14 protein-coding genes, 1 tRNA gene, 3 pseudogenes and 1 other annotated feature are annotated in these 18,678 nt (G+C 49.9%); of the genes and pseudogenes, 5 read left to right on the top strand and 13 right to left on the bottom strand.

Annotation, left to right across the window (positions count from 1 at the left end):
* The first annotated feature begins 216 nt into the window (after positions 1 to 216).
* A complete protein-coding gene (locus WC7_RS0124690; protein WP_016154428.1) occupies positions 217 to 573 on the top strand; it encodes an IS4/Tn5 family transposase DNA-binding protein in 357 nt (118 codons plus the stop codon).
* A 172-nt stretch (positions 574 to 745) separates the two neighbouring features.
* On the opposite strand, the gene WC7_RS26800 is transcribed toward WC7_RS0124690, so the two are convergent.
* The 5 genes and pseudogenes from WC7_RS26800 to WC7_RS0124680 form a co-directional block, all read right to left on the bottom strand.
* Positions 746 to 937: a hypothetical protein gene (locus WC7_RS26800; protein WP_045890344.1), complete on the bottom strand. Its 192-nt coding sequence runs from the start codon at positions 935 to 937 to the stop codon at positions 746 to 748.
* A gap of 307 nt (positions 938 to 1,244) precedes the next feature.
* Positions 1,245 to 1,457, bottom strand: a complete 213-nt coding sequence (locus WC7_RS06450) for a YdgH/BhsA/McbA family protein (protein ID WP_016154425.1) — start codon at positions 1,455 to 1,457, stop codon at positions 1,245 to 1,247.
* A gap of 426 nt (positions 1,458 to 1,883) precedes the next feature.
* Complete coding sequence (istB, locus tag WC7_RS06455; protein ID WP_269150626.1) at positions 1,884 to 2,624, bottom strand: IS21-like element helper ATPase IstB; 741 nt, start codon at positions 2,622 to 2,624, stop codon at positions 1,884 to 1,886.
* Positions 2,625 to 2,637: 13 nt separating this feature from the next.
* Positions 2,638 to 4,181: pseudogene (gene istA, locus WC7_RS0124685) on the bottom strand (IS21 family transposase).
* Positions 4,182 to 4,448: 267 nt separating this feature from the next.
* A pseudogene (locus tag WC7_RS0124680) lies at positions 4,449 to 4,904 on the bottom strand (transposase); the annotation flags it as partial.
* A 50-nt stretch (positions 4,905 to 4,954) separates the two neighbouring features.
* Here WC7_RS0124680 and WC7_RS06465 point away from each other — a divergent pair.
* Both WC7_RS06465 and WC7_RS06470 read left to right on the top strand, forming a co-directional pair.
* Positions 4,955 to 6,195 (top strand): IS3 family transposase gene (locus WC7_RS06465; protein ID WP_162838707.1). Its coding sequence is split into 2 segments (ribosomal slippage): positions 4,955 to 5,270 and positions 5,270 to 6,195, totalling 1,242 coding nucleotides; the frame shifts between segments, so codons are not numbered across the junction.
* Positions 5,263 to 5,379 (top strand) — a sequence feature (AL1L pseudoknot). Its footprint overlaps the gene before it by 117 nt.
* Positions 6,196 to 6,241: 46 nt before the next feature.
* A pseudogene (locus tag WC7_RS06470) lies at positions 6,242 to 6,469 on the top strand (transposase domain-containing protein); the annotation flags it as partial.
* A 177-nt stretch (positions 6,470 to 6,646) separates the two neighbouring features.
* On the opposite strand, the gene WC7_RS06475 reads toward WC7_RS06470, so the two are convergent.
* The 4 genes from WC7_RS06475 to WC7_RS06490 form a co-directional block, all read right to left on the bottom strand.
* Positions 6,647 to 8,608, bottom strand: coding sequence for a DUF3732 domain-containing protein (locus WC7_RS06475; protein ID WP_016154418.1), 1,962 nt, complete (start codon positions 8,606 to 8,608; stop codon positions 6,647 to 6,649).
* Positions 8,605 to 9,093 carry a three component ABC system middle component gene (locus tag WC7_RS06480; RefSeq protein ID WP_016154417.1) on the bottom strand — a complete coding sequence of 163 codons (489 nt, stop codon included), beginning with the start codon at positions 9,091 to 9,093 and terminating at the stop codon, positions 8,605 to 8,607. Before WC7_RS06480 ends, WC7_RS06475 begins: the two co-directional genes overlap by 4 nt.
* A complete protein-coding gene (locus WC7_RS06485) occupies positions 9,090 to 10,313 on the bottom strand; it encodes an ABC-three component system protein (protein WP_016154416.1) in 1,224 nt (407 codons plus the stop codon). Before WC7_RS06485 ends, WC7_RS06480 begins: the two co-directional genes overlap by 4 nt.
* A 567-nt stretch (positions 10,314 to 10,880) precedes the next feature.
* Positions 10,881 to 11,903, bottom strand: a complete 1,023-nt coding sequence (locus WC7_RS06490) for an IS110 family RNA-guided transposase (protein WP_016154415.1) — start codon at positions 11,901 to 11,903, stop codon at positions 10,881 to 10,883.
* A gap of 142 nt (positions 11,904 to 12,045) precedes the next feature.
* Here WC7_RS06490 and WC7_RS27185 point away from each other — a divergent pair, with 142 nt between their 5' ends.
* Entirely contained in the window at positions 12,046 to 12,261 is a 216-nt protein-coding gene (locus WC7_RS27185; protein WP_223822565.1) for a DeoR family transcriptional regulator, read from the top strand.
* Between the two features lie 43 nt (positions 12,262 to 12,304).
* On the opposite strand, the gene WC7_RS06495 is transcribed toward WC7_RS27185, so the two are convergent.
* From WC7_RS06495 to WC7_RS06505, 3 genes are all read right to left on the bottom strand, one after another.
* Complete coding sequence (locus WC7_RS06495) at positions 12,305 to 13,495, bottom strand: tyrosine-type recombinase/integrase (protein WP_016154414.1); 1,191 nt, start codon at positions 13,493 to 13,495, stop codon at positions 12,305 to 12,307.
* A gap of 175 nt (positions 13,496 to 13,670) precedes the next feature.
* A tRNA-Phe gene (locus tag WC7_RS06500) sits at positions 13,671 to 13,746 on the bottom strand.
* 105 nt (positions 13,747 to 13,851) lie between these two features.
* Positions 13,852 to 14,559, bottom strand: coding sequence for a DUF554 domain-containing protein (locus WC7_RS06505; RefSeq protein ID WP_016154413.1), 708 nt, complete (start codon positions 14,557 to 14,559; stop codon positions 13,852 to 13,854).
* Between the two features lie 468 nt (positions 14,560 to 15,027).
* Between WC7_RS06505 and WC7_RS06510 the strand changes: the two genes are divergently transcribed.
* A complete protein-coding gene (locus WC7_RS06510) occupies positions 15,028 to 17,163 on the top strand; it encodes an ornithine decarboxylase (RefSeq protein ID WP_016154412.1) in 2,136 nt (711 codons plus the stop codon).
* Between the two features lie 55 nt (positions 17,164 to 17,218).
* Here WC7_RS06510 and WC7_RS06515 read toward each other — a convergent pair whose 3' ends face one another.
* Positions 17,219 to 18,475, bottom strand: a complete 1,257-nt coding sequence (locus WC7_RS06515) for a nucleoside permease (protein WP_016154411.1) — start codon at positions 18,473 to 18,475, stop codon at positions 17,219 to 17,221.
* Between the last annotated feature and the right edge of the window lie 203 nt (positions 18,476 to 18,678).

The following is an 18,678-nucleotide window of genomic DNA, read 5'->3' as shown; positions in this document are numbered from 1 at the left end:
TGCTTATACCATGGATTGGCCCTATGCACCGTGTTTCTGCTGGTTGTAAGACAGGAGACTTCCGTTTAGACCGGCACTGTTTTCAGGGAGGGAATCAATCTGATGTATCAAGCGAATTGGGTTAATTGTAAGCGTCCAGCGAGACTTGCAACTACCCACAATTATATTAAGGTAATCATTATGATAATCAGCTAAATTACTTTCAGGGATGGTTGAATGATTAATCAGGAACAGACTTCGCTTTCATGGCTCGATGAGGAAATTAATTCTTCTGTCTTTAGCGATCGCCGCCGTGCCAGTCGTTTTAAAAGTCTCATGCAAAAACTCTGGCGGGGGATGGGCAACAGCCTCCCTTTTGCCTGCCAGGATAATGCAGCAACAAAAGCCGCTTACCGGTTCCTTTCCAGTGACAGGATTGATGAGCAGCACCTGCTGCAGGGACATTCCGAGGCTACCAGTCAAAGGATATATGCGCTGCAAGGTGAGAAGATTCTACTGCTTCAGGACACCACAACATTTGGCTACCACCGGGATAACCCTGATGCAGTAGGATTTGCAGGCAATCACACCTAATCAAGATGGGGAATGATGCAGGTGTCAATTGTGGGATCCTGATGCATTCGAGCCTGGCAGTGACGACATCAGGGCTCCCGCTGGGTCTGACCGCGGTGAAGTTCTGGACCCGAAAAAAATTCAAAGGCACTAACGCACTTAAAAGGAAAATTAATCCGACCGTTTTTTTACATCAGATCACTGGCTGACAGTCAAAGACGTGGCTCACGTCTTCATGGTTGACATAGTCTGTCCGGACAGAGATGTCCATATCCGAGCAAGTTTCCGGCAGGAACGAGGTTGCCATAGCTCCGGATGAGAGCATGCCAGTCAGAATCAGTACTGCAGTCACGCTAAATTTTTTCATCTGTATATTCCTCTTCATCAGATATCGCCGTTTCACCTGTTAATGTGTATTAAAAACCCTGTGGTTCATACAGGGTCAACACCCTTACGCTGTTTTTTCTGGTGGGATAAGGACAAAAAAAAAGGCTACCTGGGGGTAACCTGACTAAAACAGTCATCAAGGAAAACGGACAACAGGGATAGGGTTGTCCTGGAGGGTGTGTCCGCATGTGAGGTCGCCGGCGGAACCGGAGGTGACCCCCACTATAGTGGCAGTCAGTCCGGCAGTTCCCTCTGCGACCATCTCACGCGTTTACTGCTCAGGTTCAGGGTAATACCGTCCCGGATTACTTATCAAGTACTGCAGTCACGCGGGCAACGTTTTTCTGGTCTGCACTGGTGATGCGGTAGGACGAAGCACCGGATTCCTGGGCGATAGCGGCAATTTTCGCTTCCGCGTTGTTCAGGGTGTCAGCAGTAACGCTGACGGACTGGGCGAAGCCGGAGAAAGAAACTACGGAGAGCATACCGGCAGCAGCAAGCAGTTTGATGTTTTTCATGGTCATATTCCTTGGGTTATCTGGTCATCTGGTCATCTGGTGATACCGGCGTCATCGCCGTCTCACCTGTTGATGTGTATTAAAAACCCTGTAGTAAATACAGGGTCAACAAGTTATTTTGTAAATTATTGTCGGCTGTGTTTTTGTCGTTTTCATACAACCCAGCTCTTGAAAGAGCCTCACTGTGGCTGACGAGAAATGAGAAAATACGGCCGTAACAGACACCGCGAAACCGGGATTGCGCTGGGGAGATAGGTCGGTGCAGGGCAAGTTAACTTACAGGATTAGTGAGGGTTTATGATGTTACGGCTACTGATTAAGTACGCGTGCGTATTCTGGCGAAGTTGAACGGTTATTCCGGAGGAACGTGAACGCGTTATTCCCTAACGCGCCCTAACTTCTTTTTATTACACCGACCGTTCACTTTCAGTCAACCTGTGCCAGTCGTTTTCTCATCGACTCACCCTTCATTTCCAGCCGGTGGGAGTTATGCATCAGACGATCAAGGATCGCGTCTGCCAGCGTGTTATCGCCAACGCAGCCATACCACTCATCCGTTGGCAGCTGGCTTATCATCACCGTGGCGTTCTTTCCGTATCTGTCATCCATCAGTTCCAGCAGATCGTTACGCTGCGCTGGCAGCAACGGCTCAAGGCCCCAGTCATCCAGGATAAGCAGCTGCGTTTTTGACAGCTGAGCCAGCTGCTTTCGGTAACTACCGTCTGCGCGGCTGTGCGTCAGTTCAACCAGCAACCGGTTCAGTCTCCAGTACTGTACGCTGTAACCCTGCTGGCAGGCGTTGTTGCCAAGGGCGCAGCCCACATAGGTTTTGCCGCAACCGCAGGGGCCGGTTATCAGCAGGTTCTGCCCCCTGACCACCCATTCGTTCTGGCTTAGCTGAGCGATCCGAGAACGTTCCAGGTTTCTCGCTGGCTGGTAGTCGATGTCCTGGACCGAGGCTTCAAGCCTCAGGCGGGCTTTTTGTAGCAGACGTTTCTGTTTACGCTGATCCCTTTCGAGTGATTCGCGCGTGACCAGCAACGCCAGTCTTTCCCTGAAGGAGAGCTCTTCGTAAGTGCCGGGTTGCTCCATCTGTGAGGACAGCGCGGCCGCCATTCCCGTCAGTTTCATTTCTGTCAGCTGTTTCATCAGCGTATGTGGCATTATCGGATCCCTTGTTTCAGTGGAAGTGGCGTGGGCCACGGATGTTTTCATGTTCCTGAGGAAGCTCCCGGGACGGGTGCAGATCTTTGTCCGCCGGAACCAGGTCGCGGTTATTCTTCAGGATCGACTTTATCTGCTTCAGCCGGGTTAACCCCTCTGCATTGGCCAGCCGACAGCTGTTATTGACGCGCTCAGAAGGATATTCACGCGTCAGGCTCAGCAGCCCCAGACACAGGCGATAGGCCTGTTCCGGATGCGCTTTTTCAGCCAGACGCTCGCTGACCCACGTGAAGGTGTCGGAGCCCACACCGGCCGCCCAGCTTTTCAGCCGCTCTGGCGTCCACTGCTGATGATGACGATGGCGCTCCGGCATATGTTCTGCTGCCGTACTGTTGCCCGGATGAAGACGCCGCGGGTGACTGGCGATCATCTGCCCGTCAGACCAGACTTCAAGCAGGTTGTCGAAGGCATGAAGCTCCACCGTTTTACCGACGTGCTGATGGGGGACTGAGTAGTGATGCTGTTCATATTCCACGTGATAATCGATATTCACCTTCGCTTTTTTGATGTGCCGGTAGCGCCACTGCTGCACCGGTAATGGCCTGAGCACAGTTTTGTCCAGCCTTTCGAAGGCCTCACGGCGATTGCCCGGCAGTTTTTTGAAGGGACGTTCGTTGAGCCCGGTTACCAGCGTACGGATACAGTGGTTCAGCTCAGCAAGCGAGAAGAAGACCTGGTGACGGAGCCGGGCCAGGATCCAGCGTTCGACGATCTGAACGCCAACTTCCGCCTTCGGCTTGTCTCTGGGTTTTCTGGGGCGGGCAGGTATCACCGCAACCTGATAATGCTCAGCCAGCTGCTGATAGGAGGGATTCAGTTCGGGATCGTAACGACTGGCTTTGCTAACCCCGCTTTTCAGGTTATCCGGAACCAGGATTTCGGGGACTCCACCGAAGAACTCCAGCATCCTGACGTGGCTGAGAAGCCAGTCTGACAGCGACTGCGTATAGGTAGCCTCCGCGAAGGTGTAGTTTGATGCGCCCAGCACCGCCACGAAGATCTGGGCCTGCCGGCATTCACCCGTCTCAGGTGAGATAACCGACACTGTGGGTCCACAATAGTCGATAAAGCATTTTTCACCGGCAAGATGCTGCTGGCGCATGGAGCGTTTCTGTGACTGGCACCAGGTCTGGTAGCGGCAGCAGAACTGCGAGTAGCTGTACGCCCGAACCGGCATCCTCTGGCAGTATTCCTCCCACAGCAGGTGGCGGGTGACGCCTTTTTACGCAGCTCCATATGGATTTCAGCCCAGTCGGGATCCTCCAGCGCGCCAGGACGACTGTCAGACTCAGGATAAAGCAGACTGGCAAGTAGGGGCTCTGACATTCCTTCCGGAAGTGGCCAGGAGATCCCAGCGGCTTCAAGTCGTTTGAGCATTTTCTGGATGGCACCCGTGCTGACATCTGCGCACTGGCTTATCTGGCGGAAGGACAGGCCGACTTCAAAACGCAGCCTTAAAATTTCATGGATTTTATGCATTGCGATTCTCTTGTTTGGCATATATCACACCCTGGAATAAAAGGGATAGATATAGCATCAAAAATCAATGCGTTAAGAATGATTCTGGCAACGTGAACGGCAATTCCGGTCGGGTGAACACCGATTCTGGCAAAATGAACAGTGATTCTGGTCATGGTGCAAAATCGGGGTATTTTCCGCCGGAATACGCGTTCACGCAAAACCAGAAATAGCGTTCACGTTCCGCCAGAATACGCAACGCGATCACCGCCGGAATGTGTAAGCGTTAAACGAGCGCCGTATTGACGGTTATTTATCGGTAAGAACCACGTTCCATGGCAGCAGTTCCGCCACTTTGTTGCTGGGCCATTCCGGCAGTACGCTCAGGATATGGCGAAGGTAGGCCTCCGGATCGATACCATTGAGCCTGCATGTTCCGATAAGACCATACAGCAGGGCTCCGCGCTCACCGCCGTGGTCGCTGCCGAAGAAGATAAAATTCTTTTTCCCAAGACAGACGGCACGAAGGGCTCGTTCGGCTGTGTTGTTATCAGGCTCTGCCAGGCCATCATCACAGTAGTAGCACAGCGCATCCCACTGGTTCAGGGCATAAGCGAACGCTTCGCCCAGACGGGATTTTTTCGACAGAGTGGCGCTTTTCTCCACTAACCAGTCATGCAGGGATATCAGCAGCGGCTTACTTCGGGACTGCCTGGCTGCCAGCCGCTCAGTTGCAGGGAGGCCCCGTATTGCTTCTTCGATTGAACCGCCCCGGGAATCCTGGAGACTAAACTCTCAGTAAAAGGAGATCCCTGATGAAATCAAAATCAGCTAATCGTTACCCGCCGGAATTACGTGAGCGCGCTGTCAGAATGCTCATTGAGCATCTTGATGAATATGACTCTGAACCGGATGCTATCCGTGCCATATCGTCAAAAATTGGTTGTCATTACGATACCCTGAAAGGCTGGCTACGCCAGCACAGAAATGACTTACGCGGTGGTATCAGCCCCGTCAGGACTGGTGATGGCGAGCTGACCAGTAACGAACGTCAACGTTTAAAAGAGCTGGAGAGGGAAAACCGGGAGTTGCGTCGCAGCAATGATATTCTGCGTCAGGCATCAGCCTATTTTGCTCAGGCGGAGCTCGACCGCCACTGGAAAAAATAATGCCACTGCTCGAACGTCTGAGTGGTGCCCACGGGGTCGGGCCGGTATGCCGCGAGCTGGATATTGCCCCGTCGACATATTACTGGCATCAGCAACGTCAGCAATCGCCGGAAAAACACAGCCTGCGCTCGCAGCGTGATGCGCTTCTGAAGGTGCAGATACAGCGGGTGTACGACGATAACTATGGCGTCTATGGAGCCCGCAAGGTCTGGCGTCAGTTACAGCGGGAGGGCATCGGCGTGGCCAGATGTACAGTGGTACGGTTGATGAAACTGATGGGGCTCGCAGGCGTGCTCCAGGGCAAAAAAGTCCGCACCACAACCAGTCGCAGAGATACCGCAGCACAGGACAGGGTAAACCGCCAGTTCGTAGCGGAATGTCCCAACCAGCTTTGGTGTGCAGATTTTACCTACGTCATCACCTGGCAGGGCTTCGCCTATGTGGCGTTCATTATCGACGTGTTCGCTGGCGTCATCGTGGGCTGGCGGGTCTCATCATCGATGGAAACGTCGTTCGTCCTGGATGCGCTGGAACAGGCACTGTGGTCACGGCGACCTTCGGGCACCATCCATCACAGCGACAAAGGCTCTCAGTATGTCTCGCTGGCCTACACGCAGCGGTTGCAGGATGCAGAGCTGCTGGCTTCCACGGGGAGTACCGGTGACTCGTATGATAACGCGATGGCGGAGAGTATCAACGGTCTGTACAAAGCGGAGGTCATCCACCGTCAGGCCTGGAAGAAGCGCTCAGAAGTGGAACTGGCTACGCTGGCATGGGGGGACTGGTACAACAATCGTCGGTTGCTGGAACGACTTGGTCACATCCCTCCGATAGAGGCAGAAAAAGCGTATTACGCTTCCATCGGGAACAAGGTTCTGGCAGCCTGAACTTCCGAACTTAACTCTCTCCAGGAAAACCGGGGCGGTTCAGTATGAAAACGCCCTCCGGGTGGTTGCGCTGGGGCGCCGTAACTACATGTTCTTCGGCTCTGATGGTGGTGGTGACAGTGCGGCAGTGATGTACAGCCTGATCGGTAGCTGCAAACTTAACGGCATCGAGCCGGAAGCCTGGCTGCGCCATGTGATCAGCGTCATCAACACCTGGCCCGCCAACCGCGTGAAAGAACTGCTGCCCTGGAACGTCACCCTCTCTGTAAACTAATTTTTACCCCACGTCCTTCACGGTGCGCTTACGGTCAGGCGGAGTTAAGGTATTGTAGAAGTGTTGATTTCGGCGGGCTTAGAATGCAAAAACGGACCACCATGGAGGTCCGTTGATATGAATTTGGTGCAAGACTCGCAATCGAACCAAAGATGCGGGGATTTTCAAAACTCGTGCTTAATTTGGTAATTCTGACGGTAAAGGCCAGTCTTCTGGTACCAGGGCAGGGGGCTTGGTCCAGGGAAGCTCGGTTAAAGCATCCTGGAACCACTGGTCGCGAAGATTTGCGTGCTCTGTCACGATAAGCTGGAAGCCTGGGACTTCTTCTTGTGTAAACTTCAGCAGTAACGCAAACAGTCTACGTACTGCTGCTAAGTCAGCATCAGCTTCCGTTTTCTGAACAGTACCATCAGCTTCCTGGTAAATTTTTTCAGAAGGGAAATAAACTTGGGTAGGCTGATCAATTAAAAGAAACTGAGGAATGGGGCAATTGTTCTTTGAAGCAAAGAGATGAAGGGCTAACAAGGCAGACAGGTGATAAGCGAGATGATTTTCGCCACCGCCAGTTCGACTCATTGGTACCGGACGATCTGTACGATCAAAGATAATAGTCATTTGGCTTAGATCAAACCGTGCAGGGAGCCCCTGAAATTCTGCATCAAAAGCCTGGATGTAGCGTGTAATCTGTGACGAAATGTTATTCAGAATAGATATGAGTCTTTCATGGCTGCTATCAGCTCCAAATTTCCTTTGTAGGTCTTCGACTTTGAGCTTTAGACGACGATTTTCTGCTTCATATGTGGCCAGTTCTGAGTTAGGTACAAGGTCTTCAAGGAACAAACTTATACGACCAATTACTCTTGCCGCAGCATTATTGCGTGTGCCTAATTGCTCAATAACTTCGTTTGCCGCGATTGCCGCAGCAAGCTCCACTTCTTTGGCTCTTATCGAACTTACAATGGTCTGAACCTCATCTTCTAGTTCAGTAAGATAAACATCCATTTTAGGGCGTTGGCCAGCCACAATGCTCATTTCAGCGTCGAGAGTTGTTAGTTCGCTCAGGAGTGCTTTAGCAATTGGAGATTCCAGTGCTAAATTTGCTTCACAGAATGGCCATTGCCATTCACCAGTTTCCGGATTTTTCGGTAGAGCCTTGATAGAAGATAATCGGTCTTGCTGCTCTAAAACTTCGTTTTCAAAATTACCTGATTGCTTGGCATACATCCGAGCAGAATCAATTCGGGACTGGGTCTGACGTCTGTCTTGTCGTAAACCAGCAATTTCATTTTCAAGAATGGATATTCTATGTCCATCGTCTTCAGGTAGGGGGGACGGAATCCATTGCATTGCAGAACGCAAAACATCAATTACTTCGTCAGTTCCGATTCTCTCTTTGTCTTGTGTGATGATACCCACGGCTCTGGCTTCAGATAAAAGCCCAGAACCTTTTAGCAGTGATGTATCGATTGTATCGCGAGCTTGTTCAAGACGTTTGGCGTTGATTTTCAGATCTCGTTGTGCTGTTCGGAGTTTGGCCTCAAGTTCATAGCGATCATTTGATGAAATACCTAAAAGAATCGGTAATGTGTCGCGAATAGCTTGTGGCTGAAATGCCTCATTTTGTCGATAAAAAAGTTGATCTTTATTTGCTACAAGGCCCTGCTTTTGGAAAAGGTAATAAAAAGTATGCTTGATGTTTGCTTCAAAGCTTTCTCTGCTGTGCCCAATTGCCACGTCTGTACGGTTCTCGCGGATGCCAAGTAATCGTGACAACAGTGCGACTACAGAATCATCATCGGTGTTAACCGAGAGGTCTTTGAAATTTGGTGCGGTCAGTTCATTTCCTCGTCGCAGCATAACGGTGCCACAGCTTGTGGCTCCTGCATTTGGTGTTGGTTTCGCGATTAGTACTTGTTCCTGTGAAAATTGATAAATGACTGCGAACCATGACACTTTATCGCGAATAATACCTTCTGGTACGTTAAAAGTAGATCGACCCATACAGTATTCAATGATCTCAGAAAGAGCTGATTTACCGGTTGAGGAACGGCCAGTAATGACATTTAAACCATTAACCTTAAATTGCAGGTCCCGACGTTGGCCATCATGGCTGTAGACATGAATCGACTTAATTTTCATGGGCGTATTCCAAAGGTCGTGTACACCGTAACGCGATCTGCAATACGGGCAAATTCTTTTCCTATATAGCGCGCGACACGCTGGCATGAGATTGATTCTTCAGTCCCTATGACCGATTTGCGAACTTTATTAGGTATTGTTTTCAATCGGCCGTCTTGCGTTACGACAAAACATCCTCGTTCCATGAGCACTCCAAAAGCTTCAAGCGTAAATGGCAGCATATTATTGACGCGGTTAGCAAAATTAATGAGTAATTTGGGATTGTTTTCTATAGTTTTCAAAAGGTAGCGGCGAGGATTTTCAGCAAACACTTGGCGAGAATCTTTTTGCAGACATAATGGTAAAACTAAAAGAGCGAGAGAAAATGGCATGCCCTGTGAGTTTTCCTCTTCGTAGCTCTGCATTGCTCTGAATAGTACAACACCACAAAATGCAGGATTGAAAAGATTCCTTATCTCGAATGGACGCTGATCCCATTGCTTCATGCTTGGGCTCCCAACAATTGCCCAATTCTATTTAGGAAGTGGGGATGCCAGAAAATTTTGGGTAGTGGTCTACTGTTCGCAAGGATGTGAAATCCTCCTCGAACTACATAAGGCTCAGTCACTCGTTCTCGGATTCGCAATGAGTGAATATTACCACTTTCAAGATCGGCCCATTGATACAATGCTTTTCCCGCAGTAATAAGTACTTCGTCAGCTGAATTTTCATCTAATTCTTCAAAAACTACGTCTTTATAGCGACTCCATTCATCAACAAGGCGGTCTTCATAATCTTCCATCTCTCCTGTTACCAAAAGGTTTTCACGCGCCCATGAAGAACGCTGCTCAAATGCTCGGTAGTAGTCGAGAATAGCGTTTCGGATACGATTAGAGGAAACCCCTATTTCACGGAGTTGCACAACAAAGAGCCTGGGATCATTCATCGCATCGATTTCTCCAACGGGAATTTTTCCTCTGAACGTAATCGGCAGATTGTCCGATTTGTACTCTTCAGAAAATGCTGCAAGTTTGTCGGAAATCTCATAACCAAAAATCGCCTCTTTACGTTTCCCTGTTAGCAGATCGACTATCGTGTTATTCCACCACCCTTCAAGTCGTTCAAAAATAGCGTCTCGGTTATCGCGTCTAATGATACGCATGTGTTGATTTTTGATAATTGTTGGGAGGTCTTCAATGCGAGGCCCGCCATCAAATATGATTATCCGTGATAAGAAGTCATCTTTTTGCTCATCAGTCAGTTTATTGAACTCATCGGCTATTGCCGTGATCAGTTTTGACTTGCTTCTAGCCAGAGCTGTGTTGGTGAGTTGAGTTATTGATACTGAATTATCGTCTTTTGTTGGCGGTTCGACTAAGAAGTGTTGCAGGAACGAGGAGTTTGAGATAGATCCGGTCGTAAACAAAAAGAAACGAAGATTTGCTTCGGTTTTACCATCACGATTATAGCGGTCAAGCCAGATGCGGACTGACTTCCAAAAATCGGTAGACAGGTCGGTTAGAGTATCCCCATCCCCTTTGTGTTTGAGCGATGCCAGTGTTTTGACACCATCAAAACTAACGAAGTCTAGGTCATCATCTTTTTCGATCAAAACAGATGTATCTTCTGGCCACTGAAGAAGCTTAAGTAGCGCAAAACGAGGCTGATAGATATACCCTAAGCCCTGTTCACCAGCAGCGTATTGATCGCTAGATACTCCGGTCATTTTAAGTCCCTGCGTCGATTGCGCTTTCAGCTGTACGGAAAATGGCTCATGAAAGCAACAAGTTACCATCCAATGTTTGGTGGTACGTATCACATCATCGATATTAGCTTAAAACAATACCACTGTGTTTCCTGCGTGAATAGAAAAAGTAAGTACTTGAGAATGCTAAATGTGAAGTGAATAGCCTTCCGTGCCGAGGTTTATCGTGCTGATGAGGCACTTTGTAACCTGAATGGAAAACGGCGTTCGGTCATGTGAAGGTTTTTGTTGTAAAAACGCTTCTTAATAGGGGGACCTATATGGTCTTCCCCCGTATTGCAAGAACGCAGTGACAATGAAAGTAACAGGTTTGCTTTCGTATATTCGGCCTGTTGATGAAGCTACTGCTTCTGGCCTTGATGAAACATTCGCGCATATCGTCCTTAACGCTTACACGGCCTTGATTAATTCTGGCCAAGCCCCGATCCCAGGTTTTCGATATGCAGGTTTGACCTGTTTTTCATCGTTTCTGCTTTCTACGCAATGCTGGAGTTAACGGTATAAATTACCCTGTTTCAACTTCTTATTTCATGCTACCGAAACCCGGTAAACTTCATTACGAGTGATAATAACCCAGACAATACGAATTAACTTATTTGCCAGGGCGACGACTGCCCTGTTAAATCCTCGTTTCTCCCGGACCAGGTTAACCCATGAGCTAAGTTGATCCGTTTTGCCTGCGGATCTGAACAAAACAGCTCGGGCACCATGTATCAGCATTGATCTGACGTAGCTGTTTCCACATTTGGTGATCCCCAGAAGAACCTGTTGCCCCCCTGTGCTGAATTGTCGTGGAACCAACCCAAGAGCCGCTGAAGCATCCCGACCTCTTTTAAACTGTTTTCCATCACCCATCCAGCTTTTCACTGCCAGACTAACCAGTGGACCAAAACCCGGAATAGAAAGTAGGCGCTGGCATACTGAATCCCCGGCGGCATTTTTTCGCTGTCGGTTGTCATACCATATGAGTTCATCATCCAGAGCCGCCAGCCGCTGATATTGCCGTTGTAACAGTTCACGCATCTGGGGCGTAAATCCATTCTCTGCATCTTCAAGCAACTCGGGTAATTTACGTCGAAGCTCAGTTGCGCCTTTACGCAAAACAATACCATACTCTGCCATTAACCCTCTGATATGGTTGATTAACTGCGTTCTTTCTTCAGAAACAAGTCGTCGCATTTTTAAAAAGGTTTGTTCATCCTGCTGAGATAGCGTTTTTACCGGAACTGGGCGAATTGTTCCGTGCCAGCAGGCTTCGGCAATGGCCTGAGCATCGTTATAGTCGTTTTTCTGGCGACGCTGATAAGCCCTGACGTGCTGAGCGGGTAGCATCACAACATCATGCCCCGTCTTTTGAATTTCTCTGGCCCAGTGATGAGAAGCACCACATGCCTCCATGGCGACAATCATCCTGGACTGTGTCGTAAACCAGCCAATCAACTTTTCACGAGAGAGCTTAATCCTTCCACCAGGCTTCCCTTCCGGTGAAAGGCTGAAAAGATAAAAATTTGTTTTCGCAAGATCAATTCCAATAATGTTCAGCCTTGACATGGTTTCTCACCCTTTCAACGCTGATTGAATTACCACCATCATGACGGTATTGAGAGTCGCCGTGAAGGAGGGGGTAGACCATCTCATCGCTTACGTTGCTGATGAAGACATTACAAACATCGCGGTGTATTAATCAACGGGGATCAGGTCAACCCGCCTCAACAATGGCGAGTCACTGACCGTCAGGAGCCTTGCTGACGAATTTAGCATTTGCGAAAAAACAATACGGCGTGATCTGACCGAACGTCTTGCTTACCTGAACTTGCTCCGACAGGGAAAGCAGTACTGGATCGCTTCACGTTTAAGTCCATACAGCGCGGTAAATATGCCAGAAGGTTATAGAACAAACAAAAAATAAAAGAATTACGTTCCCCGCACCTTCAGGTGCGGGTGAACAACCACTAACTTTTTGTCGATGAACTGAGAAGATTGTCAATATAATCAGCGTACCACTGCATCATTTCTCGTCTTCCATCCAGATACTGTGCATGGTTATATGTGCCGCGAATGCTGTTTTTATCCACGTGAGCGAGCTGCATCTCGATCCAGACTGTATTAAACCCCTGCTCATGCAAAATGGTGCTCATAGTGTGGCGAAAGCCGTGTCCGGTAGCTTTACCATCGTAGCCGATACGTTTGATAACCATGTTGATACTGGCTTCACTCATCGGTTTGTTGATGTTGCAGCGCCCTGGAAACACGAGTTGATACTGACCGGTATAAGTGCGGAGTTCCAGCAGGATCGACAGAACCTGGTCTGACAAAGGCACCAGATGTTTGCGGCGCTTTTTCATCCGGCTTTCGGGGATTGTCCACAATGCATTCTCCAGATCAAACTCTTGCCATTCTGCAGCGCGAAGTTCAATCGTACGAACCCCCGTCAGTAGCAGCAGACTGGTTGCCATACGCGTAATGCAACTGCCATGGTAATTAGCCAGACTGGCAAGGAACGCGGGTAACTCGGATGCCTGTAGGTGAGGGAAGTGCTCGGTCTTTGGTGCGGTCAGAGTACCGGTCAGTTCCGCAGCTGGATTAATCGTCGCACGCCCTGTTGCTATGGCGTAACGGAAGATCTGATTGCAGTACTGCCGGACCTTACGTAATTTTTCCAGCGAACCGCGTTTTTCAATCAGCCGTAAAACTTCCAGCATCTCCAGAGGCAGGATCTCAGCGACAGGGCGTTTGCCCACATACGGGAAAATATCCTTCTCCAGCGCCTCCTGAACGCTTTCTGCGTAGCTTTCCGACCATGAGATACACTTATGCTTATGCCACTCCATGGCGAGTGCCCTGAAGGTATTTACGACGGATATTTTTTTGGCGAGTTTTTCGAGCTGCTTTTTCTCACTCGGATCGCCGCCATCAGCAATCACTTTTCTGGCTTCATCGCGTTTTACACGCGCGTCAGCCAGAGAGATTTCAGGATAAACACCGATAGATAACTTTTTCTCTTTACCGGCGATACGGTATTTCATACGCCAGTAGCGTTTTCCGGTGGTGGTTACCAGGAGAAAAAGGCCACGTTCGTCAGAGAGTTTATAGTCCTTCTCTTTAGGCTTGGCGGTCTCGACCTGCCGGGCTGTCAGTGCCATATGGGGGCCTCAATTTTCATTGAACACAAAGAGCCCCCTGAAAAGCCCCCGGATGCAACTTGATTTAGAGAGAATCGAGTTGAGGTCAGTGGAGTTCGTAATGTTGGAAAGTGGCGTATAGCAGTGATTATACTTGAGTTTTGTGATGTTTGGGAGACGTACATTGAAGTGAAAGTGGTGCCCGGACTCGGAATCGAACCAAGGACACGGGGATTTTCAATCCCCTGCTCTACCGACTGAGCTATCCGGGCAACGAGGCGCATTAAACCCGATTCGCTTCGCTTCGTCAACGAAATTTCTTCAAATCAATGCAGACTGCACAATCTATCACCACATTGCTGCTAATGCACGCATTCTCAGGCAAAAAATGCCGTCCAGGCGGCGGAAAGCGGCATTGCCAGCAGCAGGGCAGGAAGCATATTCACAACCGCAAACATTTTGATGCCGCAAATACGCAAACCGGTTGCCAGCAGCAATAGACCGCCTACGGCGCTGAAATCGGCCATCATAGCTGGCGTCGTCAGGGGTAAAATCAGTGCTGCACAGGTGGCGAGCGTTAACTGGATTGCCAGCATCGGCATGCAAATGGCGGATACCGCGATTCCCAGCGAACAGGCAAAAATGATGGCCGTGAAGAAATCCAAAAATGACTTGGCGATTAAAATATTCGGGTCGCCGGTCATCCCTTCATGTATCGCACCGAAGATCCCGGTACCGCTGGCGCAAAACAGCACAATGATAGCCACATAGCTTTGAATAAAGGATTCGTGCGTTACGTTGGCGTCCGAGCGGGTGAAAAGCTGCTGCGCTTTGGCTACCGTGGCATTGATCCCTTTTTCCAGATGACAAAACTCGCCAATTAACGCGCCGACGAGCGTTGCCAGAACCATCACCGGTAGATTGGCGCATTTGATAACCAGCAAGATACCAATCCCTAACGAGGCCAGCCCGAAAATAGAGGTCATGGAGACCCGAATGCGTTCTGGTATATGCTGGCTGAGCAGCGCGCCGAGAATGCCACCAAATAAAATAGCGCTGGCATTAATAAAGGGTCCGATTACCACATTTGCTCCTGCATACCCATCATCGTCTTGATACTAAAGGCAATTAGCTGGGTGAAATTATGTTTCAGATTGCATTATTATGCCGCAACTTTCAGACGAAATGCTTGCTTATCTGTAAGGTTTTCGCACAGGATTTTATCTTGCGCCTGTAAGTGAAAGATGCCATGATTGCGCGAATTTTCTCCTGTCTGAATGGGGCTGCCTGGGATGATATTACTCCCCCTACATCGCCTTCAACATCGCCTTTTTGCGCGACGTTTGCCCCTTCCCGCGACTTATCTTTACGCTCCCACCATGCGGTGAGGGCAGCGCACGCTCACTGCAGGATAACAGTAAAATCAGAGGCTATCTGCTTTTACTGATGTCTGGCGGTCGGGGCTGGTAACCAGTTTGACCTGTCATTTCGTGGGCAAAGCCATGCGGCGTTGTCCGGGACTTTTGATTTTCCCGAAACGGGTTATTGCGCTTATGAAATCAATGAAAATTGCCGCCAGTAGTGAACTGGTTTCTCGTCTGTCCAGCCATCGTCAGGTGGTGTCGCTGGACAGTACCGATTTTACTGACGTTGCGGCAGTCGTCATTACCGTTGCGGACAGCCGCAGTGGGATCCTGGCTTTGCTGAAACGCACCGGTTTTCATCTACCTGTGTTTCTGTTCGCAGAGTCTGATGTTGATGTGCCTGTGGGCGTTAATGCGGTAATTCGCGGTCAGGCTCAGGACTGGCTGGAGCTGGAATCTGCTGCCTGTCAGTATGAGGAAGAGCTGCTGCCGCCGTTCTATGACACGCTTACCCAGTACGTCGAAATGGGGAATAGCACGTTTGCCTGCCCGGGACACCAACACGGTGAGTTTTTTAAGAAGCATCCTGCGGGCCGACATTTCTATGAGTTCTTTGGTGAGAATCTGTTTCGCGCGGATATGTGCAACGCTGACGTTAAGCTTGGCGATCTGTTGATTCATGAAGGAGCAGCGAAACATGCGCAGAAATTTGCTGCGAAAGTTTTCCACGCGGATAAAACCTACTTTGTGCTGAATGGGACCTCTGCGGCCAATAAAGTGGTCACCAATGCGCTGCTGACGCGCGGCGATCTGGTGCTGTTTGACCGCAATAATCATAAATCGAACCACCACGGGGCGCTGATCCAGGCGGGTGCTACGCCGGTTTATCTGGAAGCGGCGCGTAATCCGTTTGGCTTTATTGGCGGCATTGATGAGCACTGCTTTGATGAGGAGTATCTGCGCCAGCAACTTCGAGAAGTTGCGCCGCAAAAGGCTGATCAACCGCGCCCGTTCCGTCTGGCGATCATTCAGTTGGGTACCTATGACGGTACGATCTACAACGCCCGGCAGGTGATCGACAAGATCGGTCACCTGTGCGATTACATCCTGTTTGATTCCGCATGGGTCGGTTACGAGCAATTTATCCCGATGATGGCCGATGGGTCGCCGCTGCTGCTAGAGCTCAATGCTAACGATCCGGGGATCTTTGTCACTCAGTCGGTACACAAACAGCAGGCCGGATTCTCGCAAACCTCGCAGATCCATAAAAAGGATAACCATATTCGCGGCCAGGCGCGGTTCTGCCCGCATAAGCGTCTGAACAATGCGTTTATGCTGCATGCTTCCACCAGCCCGTTTTACCCGCTGTTTGCGGCACTGGACGTTAACGCCAAAATCCATGAAGGCGAGAGCGGCCGTCGGCTATGGGCGGAATGTGTGATGCTGGGGATCGAGGCCCGCAAAGCGATTATTACCCGCTGTAAGCTGCTTCAACCGTTTATTCCTCCGATAGTGGATGGCAAACCGTGGGAAAGCTATCCGACACAGGTGATTGCCAGCGAGCGTCGCTTCTTTAGCTTTGAACCTGGTGCTAAATGGCATGGTTTTTCTGGATATGCACGCGACCAGTATTTTGTCGATCCCTGCAAACTGCTGTTAACCACTCCGGGCATTGATGCGCAAACCGGGCAATATACTGAGTTTGGTATTCCGGCGACGATTTTGGCGCATTATCTGCGTGAAAACGGTATCGTGCCGGAGAAATGCGACCTTAACTCGATTCTGTTCCTGCTGACCCCGGCAGAAAGCGCTGAGAAACTGGCGCAACTGGTCGCGATGCTGGCGCAGTTTGAACAACATATTGAAGACGATACGCCGCTGGCAAACGTGCTGCCCACCATCTTCAACAAGTATCCGGTACGTTACCGGGATTACACGCTGCGTGAACTGTGTCAGGAGATGCACTCACTGTACGTCAGCTTTGATGTGAAAGATCTGCAAAAAGCGATGTTCCGTCAGGAGAGTTTACCTACCGTGGCGATGAACCCACAGGATGCTAACAGCGCCTTTATCCGCGGTGATGTTGAACTGGTGCGTATTTGTGATGCCGCTGGTCGCAGTGCGGCAGAAGGCGCGCTGCCTTATCCTCCGGGCGTACTGTGCGTGGTACCGGGCGAAGTATGGGGCGGGGCGGTGCAACGTTACTTCCTGGCATTGGAAGAGGGCATAAACCTGCTGCCGGGCTTCTCGCCGGAGCTGCAAGGGGTTTACAGTGAAACGGATGCAGACGGTATTAAACGTCTGTATGGATATGTTCTGAAGTAAGCGTCATCTGACCAAATAGGGCCACCATCAGGTGACCCTATTTAATCAATAAAGATTAGTGCGCGATAGTCTGGGCGCCTGCCGGAACGCGTACGTGTTTGTATTTAAACAGCGCAACGAAGGCAAAAGCCAGAACCAGCGAGTAACCTGCGAAGATCAGCCACACGGTCTGCCAATCGGTAATACCGTTCAGCGTATAGTGTTCAACTACTTTACCGCTCACCAGACCGCCCAGAATACAACCGAAGCCGTTGGTCATCATCAGGAACATGCCTTGTGCGCTGGCGCGGATTTCAGGGCGAACTTCTTTCTCTACAAACACGGAGCCAGAGATGTTGAAGAAGTCGAAGGCGCAGCCGTAAACAATCATCGACAGAACCAGCAGCACGGTACCAAACGGTGTTGGATCGCCGTAGGCAAACAGGCCAAAGCGCAGCATCCACGCCACGATACTGATAAGCATCACGTTCTTAATACCGTAACGGCTTAAGAAGAACGGGATGGTCAGGATAAACAGCGTCTCGGAGATCTGCGAAATCGACATCATCACCGACGCGTGTTCAACGATGAAGCTGCCGGAGAACAGCGGATTGTTATCGAAGCTGTGCAGGAAGGTATTACCGAACATATTGGTAATTTGCAGCTCTGCGCCCAGCATCATAGAGAAGATGAAGAAAATCGCCATACGCTTGTTTTTAAATAGCGCGAAGGCATCCAGGCCCAACATGGAAGACCAGCTCTGGTTTTTCTGCTGATTGGCGACCGGGATATGCGGCAGCGTCAGGGTAAACAGCGCCAATACGACGGACAGCGTCGCGCCGATATACAGCTGCATATGGCTCAGTTCAAAGCCGGAGAAGCTTACCGCCCACATCGCCAGAATAAAGCCGATGGTGCCCCAGATACGGATTGGCGGGAAGTCTGTAACAATATCCATCCCGGCTGATTGCAGGCGATAGTAAGAGATGGTGTTGATTAACCCCAAAGTTGGCATATAGGCCAGGGAGTTAAGCAAGATCACAAAGAACATGGCGCCTGGCGTGGTGACTTCGGCTGCGGCGAACAGCGTTGCTGCGCCGACCAGGTGACAAATGGCGTACACCCATTTTGCACTGATCCATTTGTCAGCCACGATCCCTAACAGCGTAGGCATAAACACGGCGGCGATCCCCAGCGAGCTGTACACCGCGCCAATGGATGCACCATCAAATTTAAGGGTGACAAACATATAGGAGCCGAGGGTAGTGAGCCAACTACCCCATAAGCAGAACTGCAGAAACGAGAGAACTTTCAGCTGCAGCTTAAGATTCATGTTAATTTCCTCACACCGTAATGCGGATGAATGTTTTAAAAGGCACATTTGCCGTGGCTATATGATGTGATTCTATCAACGAGAGGCACTCTTTTTTTGTTACCTGTGACAAATATTTGCAAACAATTTCGGATTGCAAAGCAAAAGAGTGATGGAGTTAACGTTTTTCCCTCTTCAGGCCCCCGTTTTAGGGGGCAAGAGAG

The sequence above is a fragment of the Citrobacter sp. KTE151 genome (genome assembly GCF_000398845.1).
Classification (GTDB): domain Bacteria; phylum Pseudomonadota; class Gammaproteobacteria; order Enterobacterales; family Enterobacteriaceae; genus Citrobacter; species Citrobacter braakii.
The sequence above is the reverse complement of the archived record's forward strand: the minus strand, read 5'-3'. Positions and strand labels throughout refer to the sequence as shown.